The sequence below is a fragment of the Pseudomonas sp. F3-2 genome (assembly GCF_038804275.1).
In the GTDB taxonomy this organism is placed as follows: domain Bacteria; phylum Pseudomonadota; class Gammaproteobacteria; order Pseudomonadales; family Pseudomonadaceae; genus Aquipseudomonas.
In genome coordinates, this window is record NZ_CP152388.1 from 1,388,826 (window position 1) to 1,403,085 (window position 14,260).

Sequence of the window (14,260 nt, forward strand, 5' to 3'; positions counted from 1 at the left end):
GAAAAAAAGGGCGCGATTAGAGCACTGTTGAGCAACACAAAGCAGTGCGCGGCAGATCCGGTAACAAAATAGGCCGTTCGAGGTAAAGAGACTCGGCGAAGACCGCTTAAACCGGTAACCTATGCGACTGTTTTTTTGTATTCCGCCGAGGTAACACCCGTGTTCTCCCAATTCGCCCTGCACGAACGCCTGCTCAAAGCCGTGGCCGAACTCAATTTCGTCGAGCCTACGCCTGTGCAAACAGCGGCCATTCCGCTGGCGCTGGAAGGACGCGATCTGCGGGTGACGGCGCAAACCGGCAGCGGCAAGACTGCCGCGTTCGTATTACCGATGCTCAATCGCCTCATGGGGCCGGCCAAGGTTCGCGTGGACATTCGCGCCTTGATCCTGTTGCCGACCCGCGAGCTGGCACAGCAGACGCTCAAGGAAGTGGAGCGCTTTTCGCAGTTCACCTTCATCAAGGCGGGGCTGATCACCGGCGGTGAGGATTTCAAGGTTCAGGCCGCGATGCTGCGCAAGGTGCCGGACATTCTGATCGGCACGCCGGGTCGCCTGCTCGAGCAACTGAATGCGGGCAATCTGGACCTCAAACAGGTGGAGCTGCTGGTGCTCGATGAGGCCGACCGCATGCTCGACATGGGGTTCGCCGAAGACGTCGAGCGTCTGGCGGGCGAGTGCGCCAACCGTCAGCAGACCATGCTGTTCTCGGCCACCACCGGTGGGTCGGGCCTGCGCGAGATGATCGCCAAGGTGTTGAAGGATCCTCAGCATCTGCAAGTCAACAGTGTCAGCGAACTGGCTGCGGGTACCCGCCAGCAGATCATCACCGCCGACCATAACGTGCACAAAGAGCAGGTTCTGCACTGGCTGCTGGCGAACGAGACCTACCAGAAAGCGATCATTTTCACCAACACCCGGGCCATGGCCGATCGCATTTACGGTCGCCTCGTGGCGCTGGAATACAAGACGTTCGTGCTGCACGGTGACAAGGACCAGAAGGATCGCAAGCTGGCCATCGATCGTCTGAAGCAGGGCGGCGTGAAGATTCTGGTCGCCACCGACGTGGCCGCTCGCGGTCTGGACGTCGAAGGCCTGGACATGGTCATCAACTTCGACATGCCACGCACGGGTGACGATTATGTTCACCGCATTGGCCGCACGGGCCGCGCCGGTGCAGAAGGCCTGGCGATTTCGCTGATCACCCACGGTGACTGGAACCTGATGTCCAGCATCGAGCGCTACCTCAAGCAGAAGTTCGAGCGCCGCACCATCAAGGAAGTCAAAGGCAGCTACACCGGGCCGAAGAAGGTCAAGGCTTCGGGCAAAGCGGTGGGCGTGAAGAAGAAAAAGACTGACGCGAAAGGCGACAAGAAGGCTACCGAGAAGAAAAAAGCCGCCAAGGGCCCGACCAAGCGCAAGACGGTGAATCGTCCGAAGGCCGAATCGCTGGTCAGCCAGGACGGCATGGCGCCGTTGAAAAAACGCGTCACCCGTCCGCCGGTTTCCGAATAAGGCCTCGTTGATCCATGCGCCGGATCGGGCATGGATCACGTGACGTTCTGCAGGCGTGAGTGGGCGCCTGCAGTGTCCTGTCAGCGGCAGGCAGCGGGTTGAACTCAGCCCTGCGCTTTCTTCGCCGCTTCGTCCATCTCTCTCAAGCGCTGATCGATCAACTGGCATTTGTCCGGAACATCTTTGGCCGCTGTCTCCAGCTGCATGTCCTTGATCTCTTGATTCAGCTCCTTGGCCTTCGCCGGGTTCTGCTGCGTCAGCCTTTGCACCTCCTGCGCCAGCTGTTCGCGTTTGGCCTCCGCCTCTTCCGGTGTGCAGGCCCACACCGGCACGGCTGCAAGCAGCGTCAGCGCAGTGGTGATGCTCATCAGGATTTTCATGATTGCCTCGGTATCCATTGCGGGCTTACTGAAGTGGAGAGGGGCGTTCAGGCAAAAGTTCAGCGCCCGACCGCCCGGCCAGCGGGCTGAACGGCGGTCGACGGCTTCGGTCACAGTTTCAGAGCACCAAGCCCGATGACGGGACGTCACGGGTAACTATCCCTGCTGGAGGTTGGACTATGTCTGATGCATCTGACAAAAAAAGCTACGACTGGGACCTGATCGAGCGTCTGCTGCATGAAGTACAGAACAGCGCCGATAAAACATTCGCGCCTCGCAAATATGCCGAAGAACATGCGGCGGCCAAAGCTGCCGAAGGCGAGAGTGCGGGCAATCTGGACGCGCTGAAAAGCCAGGCCGCCGACCTTGAGGCGTTGCTGTTGAAACGCGGATTCATTGAATCGCGGCCTGAGGAGGAGGGCGGAAACGGTGAGAACTTTGTCCTGACTCCACGCGGTTCACGCCTGCTGGCCATGATCGACAGCGGTATTCCCGGCGACACCGGCCCGCGTCAGGCGCTGGATAATCAGGCGGATCCGCTGGATCCTGAGAAGTTTGACAGCATTGCGTCGCAGCCTCAGACATCGCCTGGCGCGATCTGAACGGCCGGCTCCCGACGGGCAATCAAACTCACTGCCGAAGCGAAGGCGTCCTGGTTCAGGACGCTTTCTTCGCCCCTTTCAAACAGGCCAGATCTTTGAAGTCCTTGCGCACATCAGCGATTTTCTCAAGCAGCTTCTGGCGCTGATCCGGCGAACTCTGTGCGACGAGGTCGCTAATCAGTGAAATGGCGGCGTGTTCCGTGTGGTCATACGCCTGGCGGTACTCGGGCGTCCAGAAGGTCTCGCGATCTTGCAGAAGGTTGGCAATCTTTTGATCGAAATCTGCCGCCTGGCGCCGTTTGACGGCGCTGACAAGCAATGACTGCCAGTGAGCGCGGTTGTCGATCCACAGTCGGTTCTGCTCGCCCAGCGATGTCGACCACTGCATCACGCGGTCTCGTTGCACGGGACTGAGCTTGCCGATCCAGGGGTTCAGGCGTTTTTCCATCCGTTGGGCGCGATCACGGATCTGCTTGTCCAGCGGTTGATCGACGAACTCGGCCTCATGCTTTTGCATGTCCTTGGCGAACGCCGATTCCATTTCCGCAACCTGCTGATCGTTGAGCTGGCGGAGCAACTGAATGGCTGAAGGCGTGATCTCTCGGGAAACCGCTGCAATGGCCTGACGTGCCTCGGCAGTGCGAGCCTCGAGCTGCTGCTCGTTCACCTGCTGGGTTTCGACCATGTTCTGCAGACGATCCAGCCAATCCAGATAGCCCGGAATCTGCGTGGTGCAGTGCCAGCTCAGGTGCTCTTTCAGGCGGTCGTCCAGCCAGTCCTTCTGTGCGGCATTCATGTCCAGATAGTCGTTCAACGACCAGGGGATGATCAGATCAAGATGCCGGTAGGTCAGACCAATCTGGCTGCAGCCTGCCACCAGCATCAGGCTCAGGCACAACGACATACAGGTCTTCAGCACGCTCCGCATGACAGCTCCTTGCTCGTTCACTTCCCAGTTATAGAGCAAGTCGGTTCATGCCAGTTCAGCCAATCAGAAAAACGAGCGAACCACCTTCAGGGTGACTGCGCCTTCGCACTGGGTGTTATGGCCGCTGTACGCACTGCAATCGGCGCCGTTGAGGCTCGACCCGCTGTAGATCAGGTTCATGTCCATGCCCATCCAGGGGCGTGACACATTGAACGACCAGTCGTTGTAAGTGCTGACCACGCCGCCGCCTTCGATCACCGACGGCGTGTCGAGCTGATGGTTGCCGTACTGCATGCGCAGGTCCAGGCCCAAGGGAATGAGACTGCCCAGGTCCAGAAACAACGTGCTGTCCTGACGTCCCGCATCGGTGCTGAAGGCTGTGCCGATGCGGCTGTCGAAGATCCTGAATCCGGCATAAAGCTCGTGGCTGTCGAGCTGATCGGTGTTCGGGTAGCTGTAACGGATCACGCCCAGTTCGTACCCGAGGGTTTTGTCGAACGGCTTTTTGAAGCCCATGTAGGAATCGACTTCAAGCGCCGTGTCCGGTGTAAGGCCTGCACTGGGTGACCACTGGCCAAAATAGAAACCGCTGTCGTGTGTCAGGTCCAGGCCGCCGTGAAACGCCGTGTCGCCGCCGCTTGGCGTCACGAGACCTTGCGCCATCGTCCGGCTGGGTGTGGTCCCCAGCTTGAGGCTGAAGTCACCCAGTTCCCGCACCATGACCTGAGCACTGGCGGTCTGATGCACAAACATCGCGCCGGTGAACAGCGCAACGCTCCATCGTGTAAAACAGCGAGCATAAGGCATGCTTCACTCCTTTCAGATTCAGAGGAGTGGGATCGAAGGTGTCTTATCGGTACGCCGATTGGCTCGATAGGAACCGCGAGCTAGAGCGTCGCAAGCATACCGCCGATTGCCGCGACGACTCGACCGCTCATCGATTCGATGCAGAAAATGTGAACTTTGCGATCAGTTGCCCTGCGAAATCAGCTTGTTGACCACGATCAAGGCTTCGGAAAATGAAGGGTATCCACTCTTCGCCACATCGAGTTCGTCGTACTGCGCGCGGTAGCGGATAGCCTTGGCTTGATCCTGTGTCGCAGTGCGCTGGGCCATCAACGCAACGGCCAGTGGGTACTTGCGATCGGCGGAGTCCTTGAGCTTGTCGTTGACCTGCGCCTCATCGGCATTCTGCCGCAGCATCAGCACCGCCTGATAAAACTCGGCCTCACCGGTACTGTCTTCGCGGGCGGCTCGTTGCAGCAGAGCGCTGGCCAGCTCGTAATTTTCCTGACGACGCTCATTGATCAGTAACTTGGCCTGCAACATGTCGTTCTGATACAGCAGATAGTCTGCCCGGCATGAACTGCCCGCGACCGTGTTGTCACACCCATGAGTCGCGCAACCGCCCAGACCGAGACAGAACAGGGCGCCGAAGAACATCCATTTTTTCATATCGGGTTTCCGCAGGGACGACTGGAAAATCAGGGCATCGTCCTGTCTGTCTGGTCATTCAGCCGAATGCCGTGCCGGGACAGCGACGAGCGGTCAATGACGGACAGTAAAGCAGAGCTTTGTGCAGCGAGGATCGATGGACCTGGCGCTTTGTGTTCAAAGCGCCTGGATGTCGACCGCGGGGGCGGGGAAAAATTTTACTTTTTGCCGAGGGAGATCTGTTTCGACGGGCCGAAGGTCTGGCCGCTGACGCCTTTGGCGATCTGCTGGATTTCGCCGCCGGATTTCAGGAAAGCTGCGATCTGAGCGTTGATCGAATCACTGGTCTCAACGGCTGGAGCTGGCTTGGCTTTCGAGTTGGATGCTTTTACGCGCATGGCTGCTATTAACCTATATAAAATTAATACGGCCGGCCATGTTATCTGAATGCGCAGGAAATTGCTCGGCAAATATTGGCGCCGAACCCTATACCGATAAGTCGACAAGACGCAAATCATTTCCTGAAAATATTCGGTAAATGCCTGTTTTAATTGCCAAGTCTGTGATGATGCCGTCCGCGAATGCATGCGCGATGGCGCCCTGAATCGGATTGGCGACCTGACGAATGGCCCCTCGCAGCCGATGCATTGCGCCGCTCGCCCGTGCCAAGACGTTGATTTTCAAGGCCTGCGGCGCCCCCGATCAAACCCGTGCGGGGCAAGCGGCAATCCGCTGGCAAACTCGGGTAGAATGCCGCCCACGTAATGAGGGTATCTGGACATGGCTTTAGTCGGGCGCTACAACAGTTTGCAAGTGGTCAAACACACTAACTTCGGTTTATATCTGGACGGCGCTCAGGACGGCGAAATATTGCTGCCCAATCGTTATATCCCTAAAGATATTCCCAGTGAAGATGAAGACTGGCTCAACGTTTTTATTTACCTGGACAGCGATGACAAGTTAATTGCCACCACTGAAAAACCCAAAGTTCAGGTGGGCGAATTCGCCAGTCTCAAAGTGGTTGAAGTCAACAGCATCGGGATCTTCCTCGATTGGGGCCTGCCCAAGGATTTGCTGCTGCCTTACTCCGAAGAGAAACGTCCGCTGAAGGCCGGCGATTACTGCGTCGTCCACGTTTACCTGGACAAACACACGCGCCGCATCACCGCGACTACCCGCCTGGACCGCTACCTGGACAAAGTGCCGGCCAACTATTCGGTCGGGCAGGAAGTTGACCTGCTGGTGGCCGAAGAGACCGCGATGGGCTTCAAGGCCATCATCAACAACAAGCACTGGGGCCTGATACACAAGAACGAAGTGTTCAAGTTTCTGCGCTCAGGCAAACAGGAAAAAGGCTTCATCAAGGAAGTGCGCAGCGACGGCAATATCAGCCTGAGCCTGCAACCGGTAGGCGAACAGCTTGCCAGCAGCCTGAACGCGAAGATCCTCGACAAGTTACGCGAGAGCAACGGGGTGTTGCCGGTCAGCGACAAGAGCGATCCGCAAGTGATCAGCAATCTGTTCGGGGTCAGTAAAGGCAACTTCAAGAAAGCCATCGGCGCCTTGTACAAACAAGGCCAGATCGTCATTCACGCCGACCGCATCGAGCTGGTCTGAACCCTGCTGTCGTGCCCCGCGCATCAGATTGCCGGGGCGCGGCGTTCACGTCAGCGAATGTGAGCGCCGGCGTTCCGGCCCGCGGGCTTATTTCTGCACGAAGCCTGCAAAGCTCAGGCTGGCGCCGTTGGGGCGCATGTCCTTGAGGTAGGAGTCCTTGTCGGCGGACAGCTCGAGGCTGACGGTCGACTTGCGTTTGCCTTCATTGCGAATGACCACGCCGTCCTTGTTCTCGCGCAGGAATCGGGTGGTCACCTTCAGATGGATCAACTCGTCGGTGGCCGGTGTGTGCAGCAGCAGGTGCAGCCATTCGTACTGGCCCACTGCAAGGCGGCTGACGGGCAGGTCGAACCACCAGATATTGCGCTTGGGGTCCAGGGTGGCGAAATGGGTGTTGTTGGTGCCGAGCACAGCGCCGCCCAGTTGTTCGTTGCGGCGCGCGATGGCCTGCTGCTTGTCGAGTTTCATAACGTTCCTGTGGATCTCTGTCTCGTGAACCTGGTGTTGCATGATAGGCACAGCCCGGCTCGGGCGCGCATTCTCCGGGGTTCTCGGACAAAACTAAAGGCAAACTTGGCGGACGGGACGAAATGTACGACCGCCTCGCGCATGGCCGCCGGGAAAATAATTGAAACTCTGCTCGCGGGAGGCCAGTCAACCACTACGTCGAGGTTATGACACCCGATTCCGCTTCCGGAATCTCACACTGGAGAATTTCCCATGAGCAGCACCAGCGATAAAGTCAAAGGTATGGCCAACGAAGCAGCCGGTAACGTCAAACAAGGCGTCGGCAAAGTGACTGACAACGACAAACTGCGTGCAGAAGGTAAGGCGCAGGAAATCAAAGGTGAAGCGCAGCAGACGGCCGGCAAGGCCAAAGACGCTGTCAAGAAAGGCGTCGACAAGGCCTGAGGCCTCTCCGCTTCAGGCGCATGAGCCTGAAGCGGATACACGTTTCGCCCATAACGGCCATCCTCGGATGGCCGTTATTGTGTCCGGTGCTGTTTTTTGAAACGCATCGGCTATGGCAAAGCTGCTTAACTGTCTGTAAAAAACCGGCCCGTTGCAGCGGGCACACGGAATTTCAAAGCGTTTGCCCGCTCGTATAGGTAAATGTGCTTCAGATACGTCTACGTTGCGAAAGGAGACGCCATGATATTCCCGGATTTGCGCCAGCTGCGTTTGACGACGGTGTTGGTCAGAACGGTCAAAGAATTTCTCGATGACGAGATGTCGACGTACGCCTCGGCATTGGCTTATCAGATGCTGTTTTCGTTGTTCCCGTTTCTACTGTTTCTCATCGCCCTGATCGGTTTCCTGCACCTGCCGGACTTTTTCAGCTGGCTGCGATTACAGTCCGAACTGGTGCTGCCGCCTCAGGCGCTGGATCAGGTCAACCCGGTCATCGATCAACTGCAGCAATCCAAAGGCGGGCTCCTGTCCATCGGTATCGTCATCGCCTTGTGGACCGCCTCGGCGGGCGTGCGCCTGATGATGAGCGCGATGAATGCGGCGTACGACGTGGTCGAAGAACGGCCGGTGTGGAAGCGCATTCCATTGTCAGTGCTCTACACCATTGGCATTGCCGGGATGCTGCTGGCCGCTGCCGCATTGATGGTCACCGGGCCTCAAGTGATCAGCTGGCTGGCTGCGCAGATCGGCATGGAAGATTTCATCGTCACGCTCTGGACGATCCTGCGCTGGCCGCTGATCATCATTCTGCTGATGGTCGCGGTGGCGATCATGTATTACGTGATGCCGGACGTTAAGCAGAATTTCCGCTTCATCACGCCCGGTTCGGTATTGGCCGTCGTGGTATGGATCGTCGCTTCCCTGGGCTTCGCCTATTACGTGAAGACCTTTGCTGATTACAACGCGATGTACGGCAGCATCGGAGCGATCATCGTGTTGCTGCTGTACTTCTATATCTCGGCTGCGGTGCTGTTGCTGGGCGCTGAAATGAATGCGGTGATCGAGCACATGTCCGACGAGGGCAAGGACAAAGGCGAGCGCGAGGCGGGCGAAAACGACAGCGCCACCGGCGCCGGCAAAACTTCCTACGAGCCCGCCTACGAAAAGCAGCACCTGTCCGGGCTGGGTCGTGATCATCGCCACGATCACGACTACGAACAGCAGCCACAGGTGCTCAAGACCGACAAACCGTGATCGAGAATGTGGCAGGATGCGCCTTTCTCCGGCGCATCCGCCCAGTCGAAAGGTTCTGCCATGATTCGTGAAATTCTGAAAATGGGTGACGAGCGCCTGCTCCGTGTGGCGCCGCCAGTGCCTGCATCGATGTTCGGCTCTCGCGAGTTGAAGACGCTGATTCAGGACATGTTCGAGACCATGGAAAGCGTGGGTGGCGTGGGCCTCGCCGCGCCGCAGATCGGCGTCGATCTGCAGTTGGTGATCTTCGGATTCGAGCGCAGCGAGCGTTATCCCGATGCCGAGCCCGTGCCGCAGACCATTTTGCTCAACCCGCTGATCACACCGCTGGCGCCCACGCTGGAAGAAGGCTGGGAAGGGTGCCTGTCGGTGCCTGGGCTGCGGGGTGTGGTGGAGCGTTACGAACACATCCGCTACGAAGGTTTCGATCCCGACGGCAAGCCTGTTCAGCGTACCGCCCGCGGTTTCCACGCACGGGTGGTGCAGCACGAATGCGATCACTTGATCGGCCGTTTGTACCCGTCACGCATTACCGATTTCAGCCGTTTCGGTTTCACCGAAGTGCTGTTCCCGGACATGGACCCGAACGCCGACGATTGAGTTCGGGTCTTGCGGGCTCACCTATTTGCCGGGCTTGATGAAGCGCAGCGTCATCCTGTCCGACTCGCCGATTGCAAGGTACCTGGCCTTGTCCTGATCGCCTTTGACCAAGGCCGGTGGCAAGGTCCAGACGCCGTCCGGGTAGTCCTTGGTGTCTTTGGGATTGGCGTTGATCTCGCTTTCTCCGGCCAGCGTGAAGCCTGCGTTTTGCGCCAGCTTGATCACGTAATCCGTAGGCAGGTAGCCGTTCTTCTCGTTGTCTTTCGCAGTCGTGCCGCTTTTAGCGCGGTGATCGACAACGCCCAGCGTGCCGCCGGGCTTGAGCACTTCATAGAAGGCCTTGAAGGTTGCCGCTTCGTTGCCGGCATCGACCCAGTTGTGCACATTGCGGAAGGTCAGGACCGTGTCTGCAGACCCTGGCTTGCCCAGGACCGGGGCGTCTGGCGCATATTCCACGACCTCGACCTTGCCGTAATGCGCGGGGTCGGCGGCGTATTTCTGCTTCAGACCATCGGCGGATTTTCTGGCGTAGTCGCTGACTGAAGGCGCGACGATTGCCGCCACGTAATGACCCTTTTCCTTAAGCAGCGGCGCCAGCAGTTCGCTGTACCAGCCGTTGCCAGGGGTGATTTCGATGACCGTCTGGTCATCGCGCAGACCGAAGAATTGCAGGGTCTGCTCGGGATGGCGGTATTGATCGCGGGCTGCGTTCTGCGGCACGCGCCAGTCGCCGGCAAGTACCGGCGCGAACTGCGCATGGCTGATAGTTGGGGCTGGCGCGGGTGTTGCGGCAGTGGCCAGCGTCGGGCCGATGAGTGCTGCCAGGGACAAAGCCAGAAGCGTGCGTTTCATGTGCATCCCGTTCGATCAGAAGTGATGGGCGAGGCTAGCACGCGGGATTCAGCGGGGAATGGCACATTTGGTTTGGTGGTCCGCACCAACGGATCTAAGGATTGCGACGTCGGGGTAAACCAGTGCGACCAGCGTCTTTGTCTGGCGATAACGGGCCAGCCGATCGGCCAGGGTCCGGGGCAGGTCTTCGGTTTCGACAAAACCCAACCGCCGGTAAAAGCCTGCGACCAGATCCGGCTCGCAGAACAACCAGACGCAGCCCTGGACGTGCGCGACGGCCGCCTTCACCAGACCTGCGCCAACGCCGCGTCCGCGCATCGATGGCGCGACGAATAACCCGGTGAGCCAGTGCCCTTCGGCCATCGGCGTCAGGCACAGGCCGCCCACCACTTCGCCTGTCCTGGCGACCCAGAACTGCGCCTCGCCTTTGCTGCGCATGGAGGAACGCTGGGCACGGTAGAACTTGTCCAGCAGGGGACGTTGCAGGTCGGGCAGGGCGTGAAACCGGATCGTGGACATCTGCGTACAAGGTTGGGGACGTATCGCGCAGCGTAGCGCTCGGGCTTCGTTCTACCGTCATAACCAATCGATCTACAAGTTTTTCCTGCGCCGATGCACATCCCTGTATCAGCCCCACTGCAGGAACCGGCAATGCCCAACTATCTGGACGACGCGCAACGCGATGAGATCGTACGCCTGCGCACGAGCTTCACTGGCCGCACGGAGTGGCCGACGTGGTTGCTGTTGATCGCTGTGTATGCCGGCTGGCCTGTGCTGATGCTGCTCAGTCCCACGCTGGGTGTGTGGCCGACCACGCTGCTGTTGATCCCGCTGCTGATCCTGTGGATGTCGCTGCAGCATGAGCTGCTTCACGGCCATCCGACTCGCCGTGCGTGGCTGAACAAAATGCTCGGTTACGCGCCCTTCGCGGTCTGGTATCCCTACACGCTGTACCGCGACACCCACCTGCAGCACCACTGCGACGAGGACCTGACCATTCCGGGCCGGGATCCGGAAAGTCGTTACCTCAGCCAGACCCGCTGGCAGCAGACTGGCGCGCCGATGCGTCTGCTGCGCTGGCTGGACAAAACGCCGCCGGGGCGTCTGGTGTTTGGCGTGCCGCTGGCGCTCTACGGCCTGATCGTCGGGGAAGCAACGCGTCTGCAGCAAGGCGAGCGACAGGCATGGGCGATGTGGGTGACGCACGGGTTCTTTCTGGTGTTGATGTTCGGTTTCATCGAGCGTTACAGCGCGTTGTCCAGCCTGCATTACCTGGCTTTCGGCACCGTTCCAGCGCTGGCGATTTCCATGGTCCGCTCCTATTACGAGCATCGGCCCAGCGAACAACCGCAGCAGCGCACCGTGATCAACGAGGCATCATGGCCGTGGGGCTGGCTGTTTCTGAACCTCAATCTGCACCTGGTTCATCACGACTTGCCGGGGCTTTCCTGGTATCACATTCCGCAGGTCTATCGCGCCCGTCGCGAGCAGTGGCTGGCACGCAGCGGTGGTTTTCTGGTGCCCGGATATGCTGAACTGTTCCGGCGTCACAGTTTCAGTCCCATCGACAGCCCACAGCACCCTTACGTCTAGACCCGGAACTCGAACATGCCCCAGGGATTTGCCGAACTGCTGATGTATGTCGCGCCAGCGCGCGTCCATGAGGCGCAGGAAAAGTGGCTGCTGCGAGCGCTGGACATCCTCGGCGTGGAGCGTCTGGATGCGCAGGCGCTGGACTTGAAGCAGCTGTGGTTATCGCCGCAGCTGCTGCTCGCGCAGACCTGCGGTTATCCACTGATGACCGCGTTGCGCGGGCAGGTTCAGGTGGTCGGCCGACCGGTGTATCAACTGGCCCACAGCGCTGACGGCAACCATTGCAGCCTTTTGGTCGCGCGTGCCGACGATGCGCGTCAGACGCTTGAGGCTTTCCGCGGCAGCCATGGCCTGCTCAATTCGCGGGATTCCAATTCGGGCATGAACCTGTTCCGTCACACGCTGGCGCCGTTGCAGCAGGACGGCCGGTTCTTTGCCCAGGTGTCCTTGTCCGGCGGGCACCGCAACAGTCTGGCCCGGATCAAGGCCGGAGAGGGGGATCTTGCCGCCATTGACAGTGTGACGTTCGACTATCTGGCACGCGACCACAGTGAGGAGGTCGCTGGCATCAAGGTGATTGCCCGCACGGCGGCGGGACCGTGCCTGCCGTACATCACCCACCTGGATAACGACGGCGCTGCGATCCGCAGGGCGCTCAATCAGGCACTCCAAGCGCTGCCGGACGTCGCACGAACGCTGGCGATCAGTGAAGTGGTGCCTGCGGCCGAGGGCGATTATCAGGTCCTGCTCGATTATGAACGTGACGCCCAAAGGCAGGGCTTGAGCACGCTTTAGGCGGTTCGATCCGGTGAGCGCGACTGCCACCGCGTCGGCGCGAGCTAAGAATTTCCGCCGATTTCATTTATTTCCGATTCGTCTATAAGAAGCACTTTTAAGTCTTTTTACTGCATAACGGCACTTGTTAGCATGGCGCCACCGGCACTCCCGGGATAACAAGAACACGTCAGGGGACGTCTCATGGCTGGCGCCGATCTTACCCATCGCCAATACCTCAGCGAGTTGTTCGTGCAGCACCATGCGTGGCTGTGCGAGCGCCTGCGTCGGCTGCTCAAGTCCCGCGAATGCGCACAAGACATCGCTTCGGAAACCTTCCTGCAACTGCTCGCGTCGCCCAATGTGGTGCCGATCCGTCAGCCGCGCGCACTGTTGACCACCATCGCCCAGCGCCTGATTTATCAGCGCTGGCGCCGCGGCGATCTGGAACGCGATTATGTGCAAGGGCTGGCGCAGGAGGAACAGCAGGCGCCTTCCCCTGAGCATCTGGCGGCCGCGCTGCAGACCCTCGACCGCATCGACCGGCGCCTCAACCGTCTCCCGCTCAAGGTCAAAGCGACTTTCGTGCTCTCCCACACACAAGGCCTGACCTACCCCGAAATTGCCGTGCATCTGGGCATCTCGCAAAGCTCGGTCAGTGCTTACATGGACAAAGCTGAAACCTGTTGCCGGCGCGCTTGTCTGGAATGAAGCGTGAGCTGTGCTAAACCCAACTGGGCCTTTCCTATTCTTGAGCCACGAGAGACAACGATGACATCGATCAAACACTGGCTGGGCGGCTCGCTGCTGGCCTTGGCTGCGCTGGCGAGCTCAGCGAACGCCGCAGAAAAGACAGCGCCGATCCACTTCGGCGACATCACTTGGGAAAGTGGCAGCCTGATCACCGAGATCCTGCGCACCATCGTCGAAAAGGGTTACGGCTACCCCACCGACAAACTGCCCGGCAGTACCGTCAGCCTTGAAGCCGCGCTGGCTAAAAACGACATTCAGGTGATCGGCGAAGAGTGGGCCGGTCGCAGCCCTGCGTGGGTCAAGGCTGAATCCGAAGGCAAGGTGCACGGCCTGGGCAACATCGTCAAAGGCGCGACTGAGGGTTGGTGGGTGCCGGAGTTCGTGATCAAGGGCGACCCGGAAAAAGGCATCAAGCCGCTGGCGCCGGACCTGAAATCGGTCGCCGATCTGCCCAAGTACAAGGACGTGTTCAAGGATCCCGAATCGCCGGACAAGGGGCGTTTCCTCAACAGCCCGACCGGCTGGACCTCGGAGATCGTCAACACGCAGAAACTCAAGGCCTACAAACTCAACGACAGCTACGTCAACTTTCGCACGGGCTCGGGCGCCGCGCTGGATGCGGAAATTGCCTCCTCGATCCGCCGTGGCAAACCGGTGTTGTTCTATTACTGGTCGCCCACGCCGCTGCTTGGACGCTTCAAGCTGATCAAGCTGGAAGAGCCGCCGTTCAACGAAGCCGCCTGGAAAACCCTGTCCGATGCCAGCAATCCGAATCCGATCGGCTCCAGTTCACTCGCGGCGCATCTGGCCATCGGCGTCTCGGAGCCTTTTCACAAGCAGTATCCGGAGCTGGTGAGCTTCTTCGAAAAGGTTGACCTGCCTATCGACCAGTTGAACAAAACGCTGGGTGTCATGAGCGAGAAGCGCCAGGAACCGGATGCCGTGGCCAAGACCTTCCTCAAAGACCACCCGGAAATCTGGAAAGCCTGGGTGCCTGCCGACGTCGCGGAGAAAGTCTCCGCGGCGTTGTAAGGCGCCAGGACACACGC

At 59.3% G+C, this 14,260-nt stretch carries 19 protein-coding genes; 10 read left to right on the plus strand and 9 right to left on the minus strand.

Features of this window, described 5'->3' with window-relative positions; genetic code table 11:
- Positions 1 to 159: 159 nt before the first annotated feature.
- A complete protein-coding gene (locus tag AAGQ88_RS06300) occupies positions 160 to 1,512 on the plus strand; it encodes a DEAD/DEAH box helicase (protein ID WP_285425205.1) in 1,353 nt (450 codons plus the stop codon).
- A 104-nt stretch (positions 1,513 to 1,616) separates the two neighbouring features.
- Here AAGQ88_RS06300 and AAGQ88_RS06305 read toward each other — a convergent pair whose 3' ends face one another.
- Positions 1,617 to 1,892 carry a hypothetical protein gene (locus AAGQ88_RS06305; protein ID WP_285425204.1) on the minus strand — a complete coding sequence of 92 codons (276 nt, stop codon included), beginning with the start codon at positions 1,890 to 1,892 and terminating at the stop codon, positions 1,617 to 1,619.
- Between the two features lie 179 nt (positions 1,893 to 2,071).
- Here AAGQ88_RS06305 and AAGQ88_RS06310 point away from each other — a divergent pair, with 179 nt between their 5' ends.
- Positions 2,072 to 2,494, plus strand: a complete 423-nt coding sequence (locus tag AAGQ88_RS06310) for a transcriptional regulator (RefSeq protein ID WP_285425203.1) — start codon at positions 2,072 to 2,074, stop codon at positions 2,492 to 2,494.
- Positions 2,495 to 2,549: 55 nt separating this feature from the next.
- Here the strand turns inward: AAGQ88_RS06310 and AAGQ88_RS06315 are convergent, their stop codons facing one another.
- The 5 genes from AAGQ88_RS06315 to AAGQ88_RS06335 form a co-directional block, all read right to left on the minus strand.
- The gene (locus AAGQ88_RS06315) at positions 2,550 to 3,422 is read right to left on the minus strand and encodes a DUF6279 family lipoprotein (protein ID WP_342654747.1); all 873 of its coding nucleotides are present in this window, start codon (positions 3,420 to 3,422) and stop codon (positions 2,550 to 2,552) included.
- Positions 3,423 to 3,485: 63 nt separating this feature from the next.
- Entirely contained in the window at positions 3,486 to 4,175 is a 690-nt protein-coding gene (locus AAGQ88_RS06320) for a TorF family putative porin (protein WP_342655749.1), read from the minus strand.
- A 216-nt stretch (positions 4,176 to 4,391) separates the two neighbouring features.
- Positions 4,392 to 4,877, minus strand: a complete 486-nt coding sequence (locus tag AAGQ88_RS06325; protein ID WP_285425200.1) for a hypothetical protein — start codon at positions 4,875 to 4,877, stop codon at positions 4,392 to 4,394.
- Positions 4,878 to 5,074: 197 nt separating this feature from the next.
- Entirely contained in the window at positions 5,075 to 5,254 is a 180-nt protein-coding gene (locus tag AAGQ88_RS06330) for a hypothetical protein (RefSeq protein ID WP_037012170.1), read from the minus strand.
- 88 nt (positions 5,255 to 5,342) lie between these two features.
- On the minus strand, positions 5,343 to 5,540 hold the full coding sequence (locus tag AAGQ88_RS06335) for a hypothetical protein (protein WP_342654748.1): 198 nt from the start codon (positions 5,538 to 5,540) through the stop codon (positions 5,343 to 5,345).
- A 96-nt stretch (positions 5,541 to 5,636) separates the two neighbouring features.
- Between AAGQ88_RS06335 and AAGQ88_RS06340 the strand changes: the two genes are divergently transcribed.
- Positions 5,637 to 6,473, plus strand: a complete 837-nt coding sequence (locus tag AAGQ88_RS06340) for a S1-like domain-containing RNA-binding protein (RefSeq protein WP_342654749.1) — start codon at positions 5,637 to 5,639, stop codon at positions 6,471 to 6,473.
- An 87-nt stretch (positions 6,474 to 6,560) separates the two neighbouring features.
- On the opposite strand, the gene AAGQ88_RS06345 is transcribed toward AAGQ88_RS06340, so the two are convergent.
- Positions 6,561 to 6,941, minus strand: a complete 381-nt coding sequence (locus tag AAGQ88_RS06345) for a hypothetical protein (RefSeq protein ID WP_093460998.1) — start codon at positions 6,939 to 6,941, stop codon at positions 6,561 to 6,563.
- Between the two features lie 252 nt (positions 6,942 to 7,193).
- On the opposite strand from AAGQ88_RS06345, the gene AAGQ88_RS06350 reads away from it, so the two are divergent.
- From AAGQ88_RS06350 to def, 3 genes are all read left to right on the plus strand, one after another.
- A complete protein-coding gene (locus AAGQ88_RS06350; RefSeq protein WP_093460996.1) occupies positions 7,194 to 7,385 on the plus strand; it encodes a CsbD family protein in 192 nt (63 codons plus the stop codon).
- A 240-nt stretch (positions 7,386 to 7,625) separates the two neighbouring features.
- On the plus strand, positions 7,626 to 8,639 hold the full coding sequence (locus tag AAGQ88_RS06355) for a YihY/virulence factor BrkB family protein (protein WP_285425197.1): 1,014 nt from the start codon (positions 7,626 to 7,628) through the stop codon (positions 8,637 to 8,639).
- A 60-nt stretch (positions 8,640 to 8,699) separates the two neighbouring features.
- Positions 8,700 to 9,239 carry a peptide deformylase gene (def, locus tag AAGQ88_RS06360; RefSeq protein WP_093462538.1) on the plus strand — a complete coding sequence of 180 codons (540 nt, stop codon included), beginning with the start codon at positions 8,700 to 8,702 and terminating at the stop codon, positions 9,237 to 9,239.
- 21 nt (positions 9,240 to 9,260) lie between these two features.
- On the opposite strand, the gene AAGQ88_RS06365 is transcribed toward def, so the two are convergent.
- Both AAGQ88_RS06365 and AAGQ88_RS06370 read right to left on the minus strand, forming a co-directional pair.
- Positions 9,261 to 10,091, minus strand: a complete 831-nt coding sequence (locus AAGQ88_RS06365; protein ID WP_342654750.1) for a methyltransferase — start codon at positions 10,089 to 10,091, stop codon at positions 9,261 to 9,263.
- A 48-nt stretch (positions 10,092 to 10,139) separates the two neighbouring features.
- Positions 10,140 to 10,610: a GNAT family N-acetyltransferase gene (locus AAGQ88_RS06370; RefSeq protein ID WP_342654751.1), complete on the minus strand. Its 471-nt coding sequence runs from the start codon at positions 10,608 to 10,610 to the stop codon at positions 10,140 to 10,142.
- Between the two features lie 132 nt (positions 10,611 to 10,742).
- Between AAGQ88_RS06370 and AAGQ88_RS06375 the strand changes: the two genes are divergently transcribed.
- The 4 genes from AAGQ88_RS06375 (at position 10,743) to AAGQ88_RS06390 (ending at position 14,243) form a co-directional block, all read left to right on the plus strand.
- On the plus strand, positions 10,743 to 11,684 hold the full coding sequence (locus AAGQ88_RS06375) for a fatty acid desaturase (protein ID WP_342654752.1): 942 nt from the start codon (positions 10,743 to 10,745) through the stop codon (positions 11,682 to 11,684).
- Positions 11,685 to 11,699: 15 nt separating this feature from the next.
- Entirely contained in the window at positions 11,700 to 12,479 is a 780-nt protein-coding gene (locus AAGQ88_RS06380; RefSeq protein WP_285425192.1) for a PhnD/SsuA/transferrin family substrate-binding protein, read from the plus strand.
- 183 nt (positions 12,480 to 12,662) lie between these two features.
- On the plus strand, positions 12,663 to 13,169 hold the full coding sequence (locus tag AAGQ88_RS06385; protein ID WP_342654753.1) for a sigma-70 family RNA polymerase sigma factor: 507 nt from the start codon (positions 12,663 to 12,665) through the stop codon (positions 13,167 to 13,169).
- 60 nt (positions 13,170 to 13,229) lie between these two features.
- Positions 13,230 to 14,243, plus strand: coding sequence for an ABC transporter substrate-binding protein (locus AAGQ88_RS06390; RefSeq protein ID WP_342654754.1), 1,014 nt, complete (start codon positions 13,230 to 13,232; stop codon positions 14,241 to 14,243).
- Positions 14,244 to 14,260: the final 17 nt, after the last annotated feature.

Bases quoted from the DNA above. Each gene is read 5' to 3' on its own strand.
- AAGQ88_RS06305 (WP_285425204.1), bottom strand. From the start codon at position 1,892: ATGAAAATCCTGATGAGCATCACCACTGCGCTGACGCTGCTTGCAGCC.
- AAGQ88_RS06310 (WP_285425203.1), top strand. From the start codon at position 2,072: ATGTCTGATGCATCTGACAAAAAAAGCTACGACTGGGACCTGATCGAG.
- AAGQ88_RS06315 (WP_342654747.1), bottom strand. From the start codon at position 3,422: ATGCGGAGCGTGCTGAAGACCTGTATGTCGTTGTGCCTGAGCCTGATG.
- AAGQ88_RS06320 (WP_342655749.1), bottom strand. From the start codon at position 4,175: ATGTTTGTGCATCAGACCGCCAGTGCTCAGGTCATGGTGCGGGAACTG.
- AAGQ88_RS06325 (WP_285425200.1), bottom strand. From the start codon at position 4,877: ATGAAAAAATGGATGTTCTTCGGCGCCCTGTTCTGTCTCGGTCTGGGC.
- AAGQ88_RS06330 (WP_037012170.1), bottom strand. From the start codon at position 5,254: ATGCGCGTAAAAGCATCCAACTCGAAAGCCAAGCCAGCTCCAGCCGTT.
- AAGQ88_RS06340 (WP_342654749.1), top strand. From the start codon at position 5,637: ATGGCTTTAGTCGGGCGCTACAACAGTTTGCAAGTGGTCAAACACACT.
- AAGQ88_RS06345 (WP_093460998.1), bottom strand. From the start codon at position 6,941: ATGAAACTCGACAAGCAGCAGGCCATCGCGCGCCGCAACGAACAACTG.
- AAGQ88_RS06350 (WP_093460996.1), top strand. From the start codon at position 7,194: ATGAGCAGCACCAGCGATAAAGTCAAAGGTATGGCCAACGAAGCAGCC.
- AAGQ88_RS06355 (WP_285425197.1), top strand. From the start codon at position 7,626: ATGATATTCCCGGATTTGCGCCAGCTGCGTTTGACGACGGTGTTGGTC.
- def (WP_093462538.1), top strand. From the start codon at position 8,700: ATGATTCGTGAAATTCTGAAAATGGGTGACGAGCGCCTGCTCCGTGTG.
- AAGQ88_RS06365 (WP_342654750.1), bottom strand. From the start codon at position 10,091: ATGAAACGCACGCTTCTGGCTTTGTCCCTGGCAGCACTCATCGGCCCG.
- AAGQ88_RS06370 (WP_342654751.1), bottom strand. From the start codon at position 10,610: ATGTCCACGATCCGGTTTCACGCCCTGCCCGACCTGCAACGTCCCCTG.
- AAGQ88_RS06375 (WP_342654752.1), top strand. From the start codon at position 10,743: ATGCCCAACTATCTGGACGACGCGCAACGCGATGAGATCGTACGCCTG.
- AAGQ88_RS06380 (WP_285425192.1), top strand. From the start codon at position 11,700: ATGCCCCAGGGATTTGCCGAACTGCTGATGTATGTCGCGCCAGCGCGC.
- AAGQ88_RS06385 (WP_342654753.1), top strand. From the start codon at position 12,663: ATGGCTGGCGCCGATCTTACCCATCGCCAATACCTCAGCGAGTTGTTC.
- AAGQ88_RS06390 (WP_342654754.1), top strand. From the start codon at position 13,230: ATGACATCGATCAAACACTGGCTGGGCGGCTCGCTGCTGGCCTTGGCT.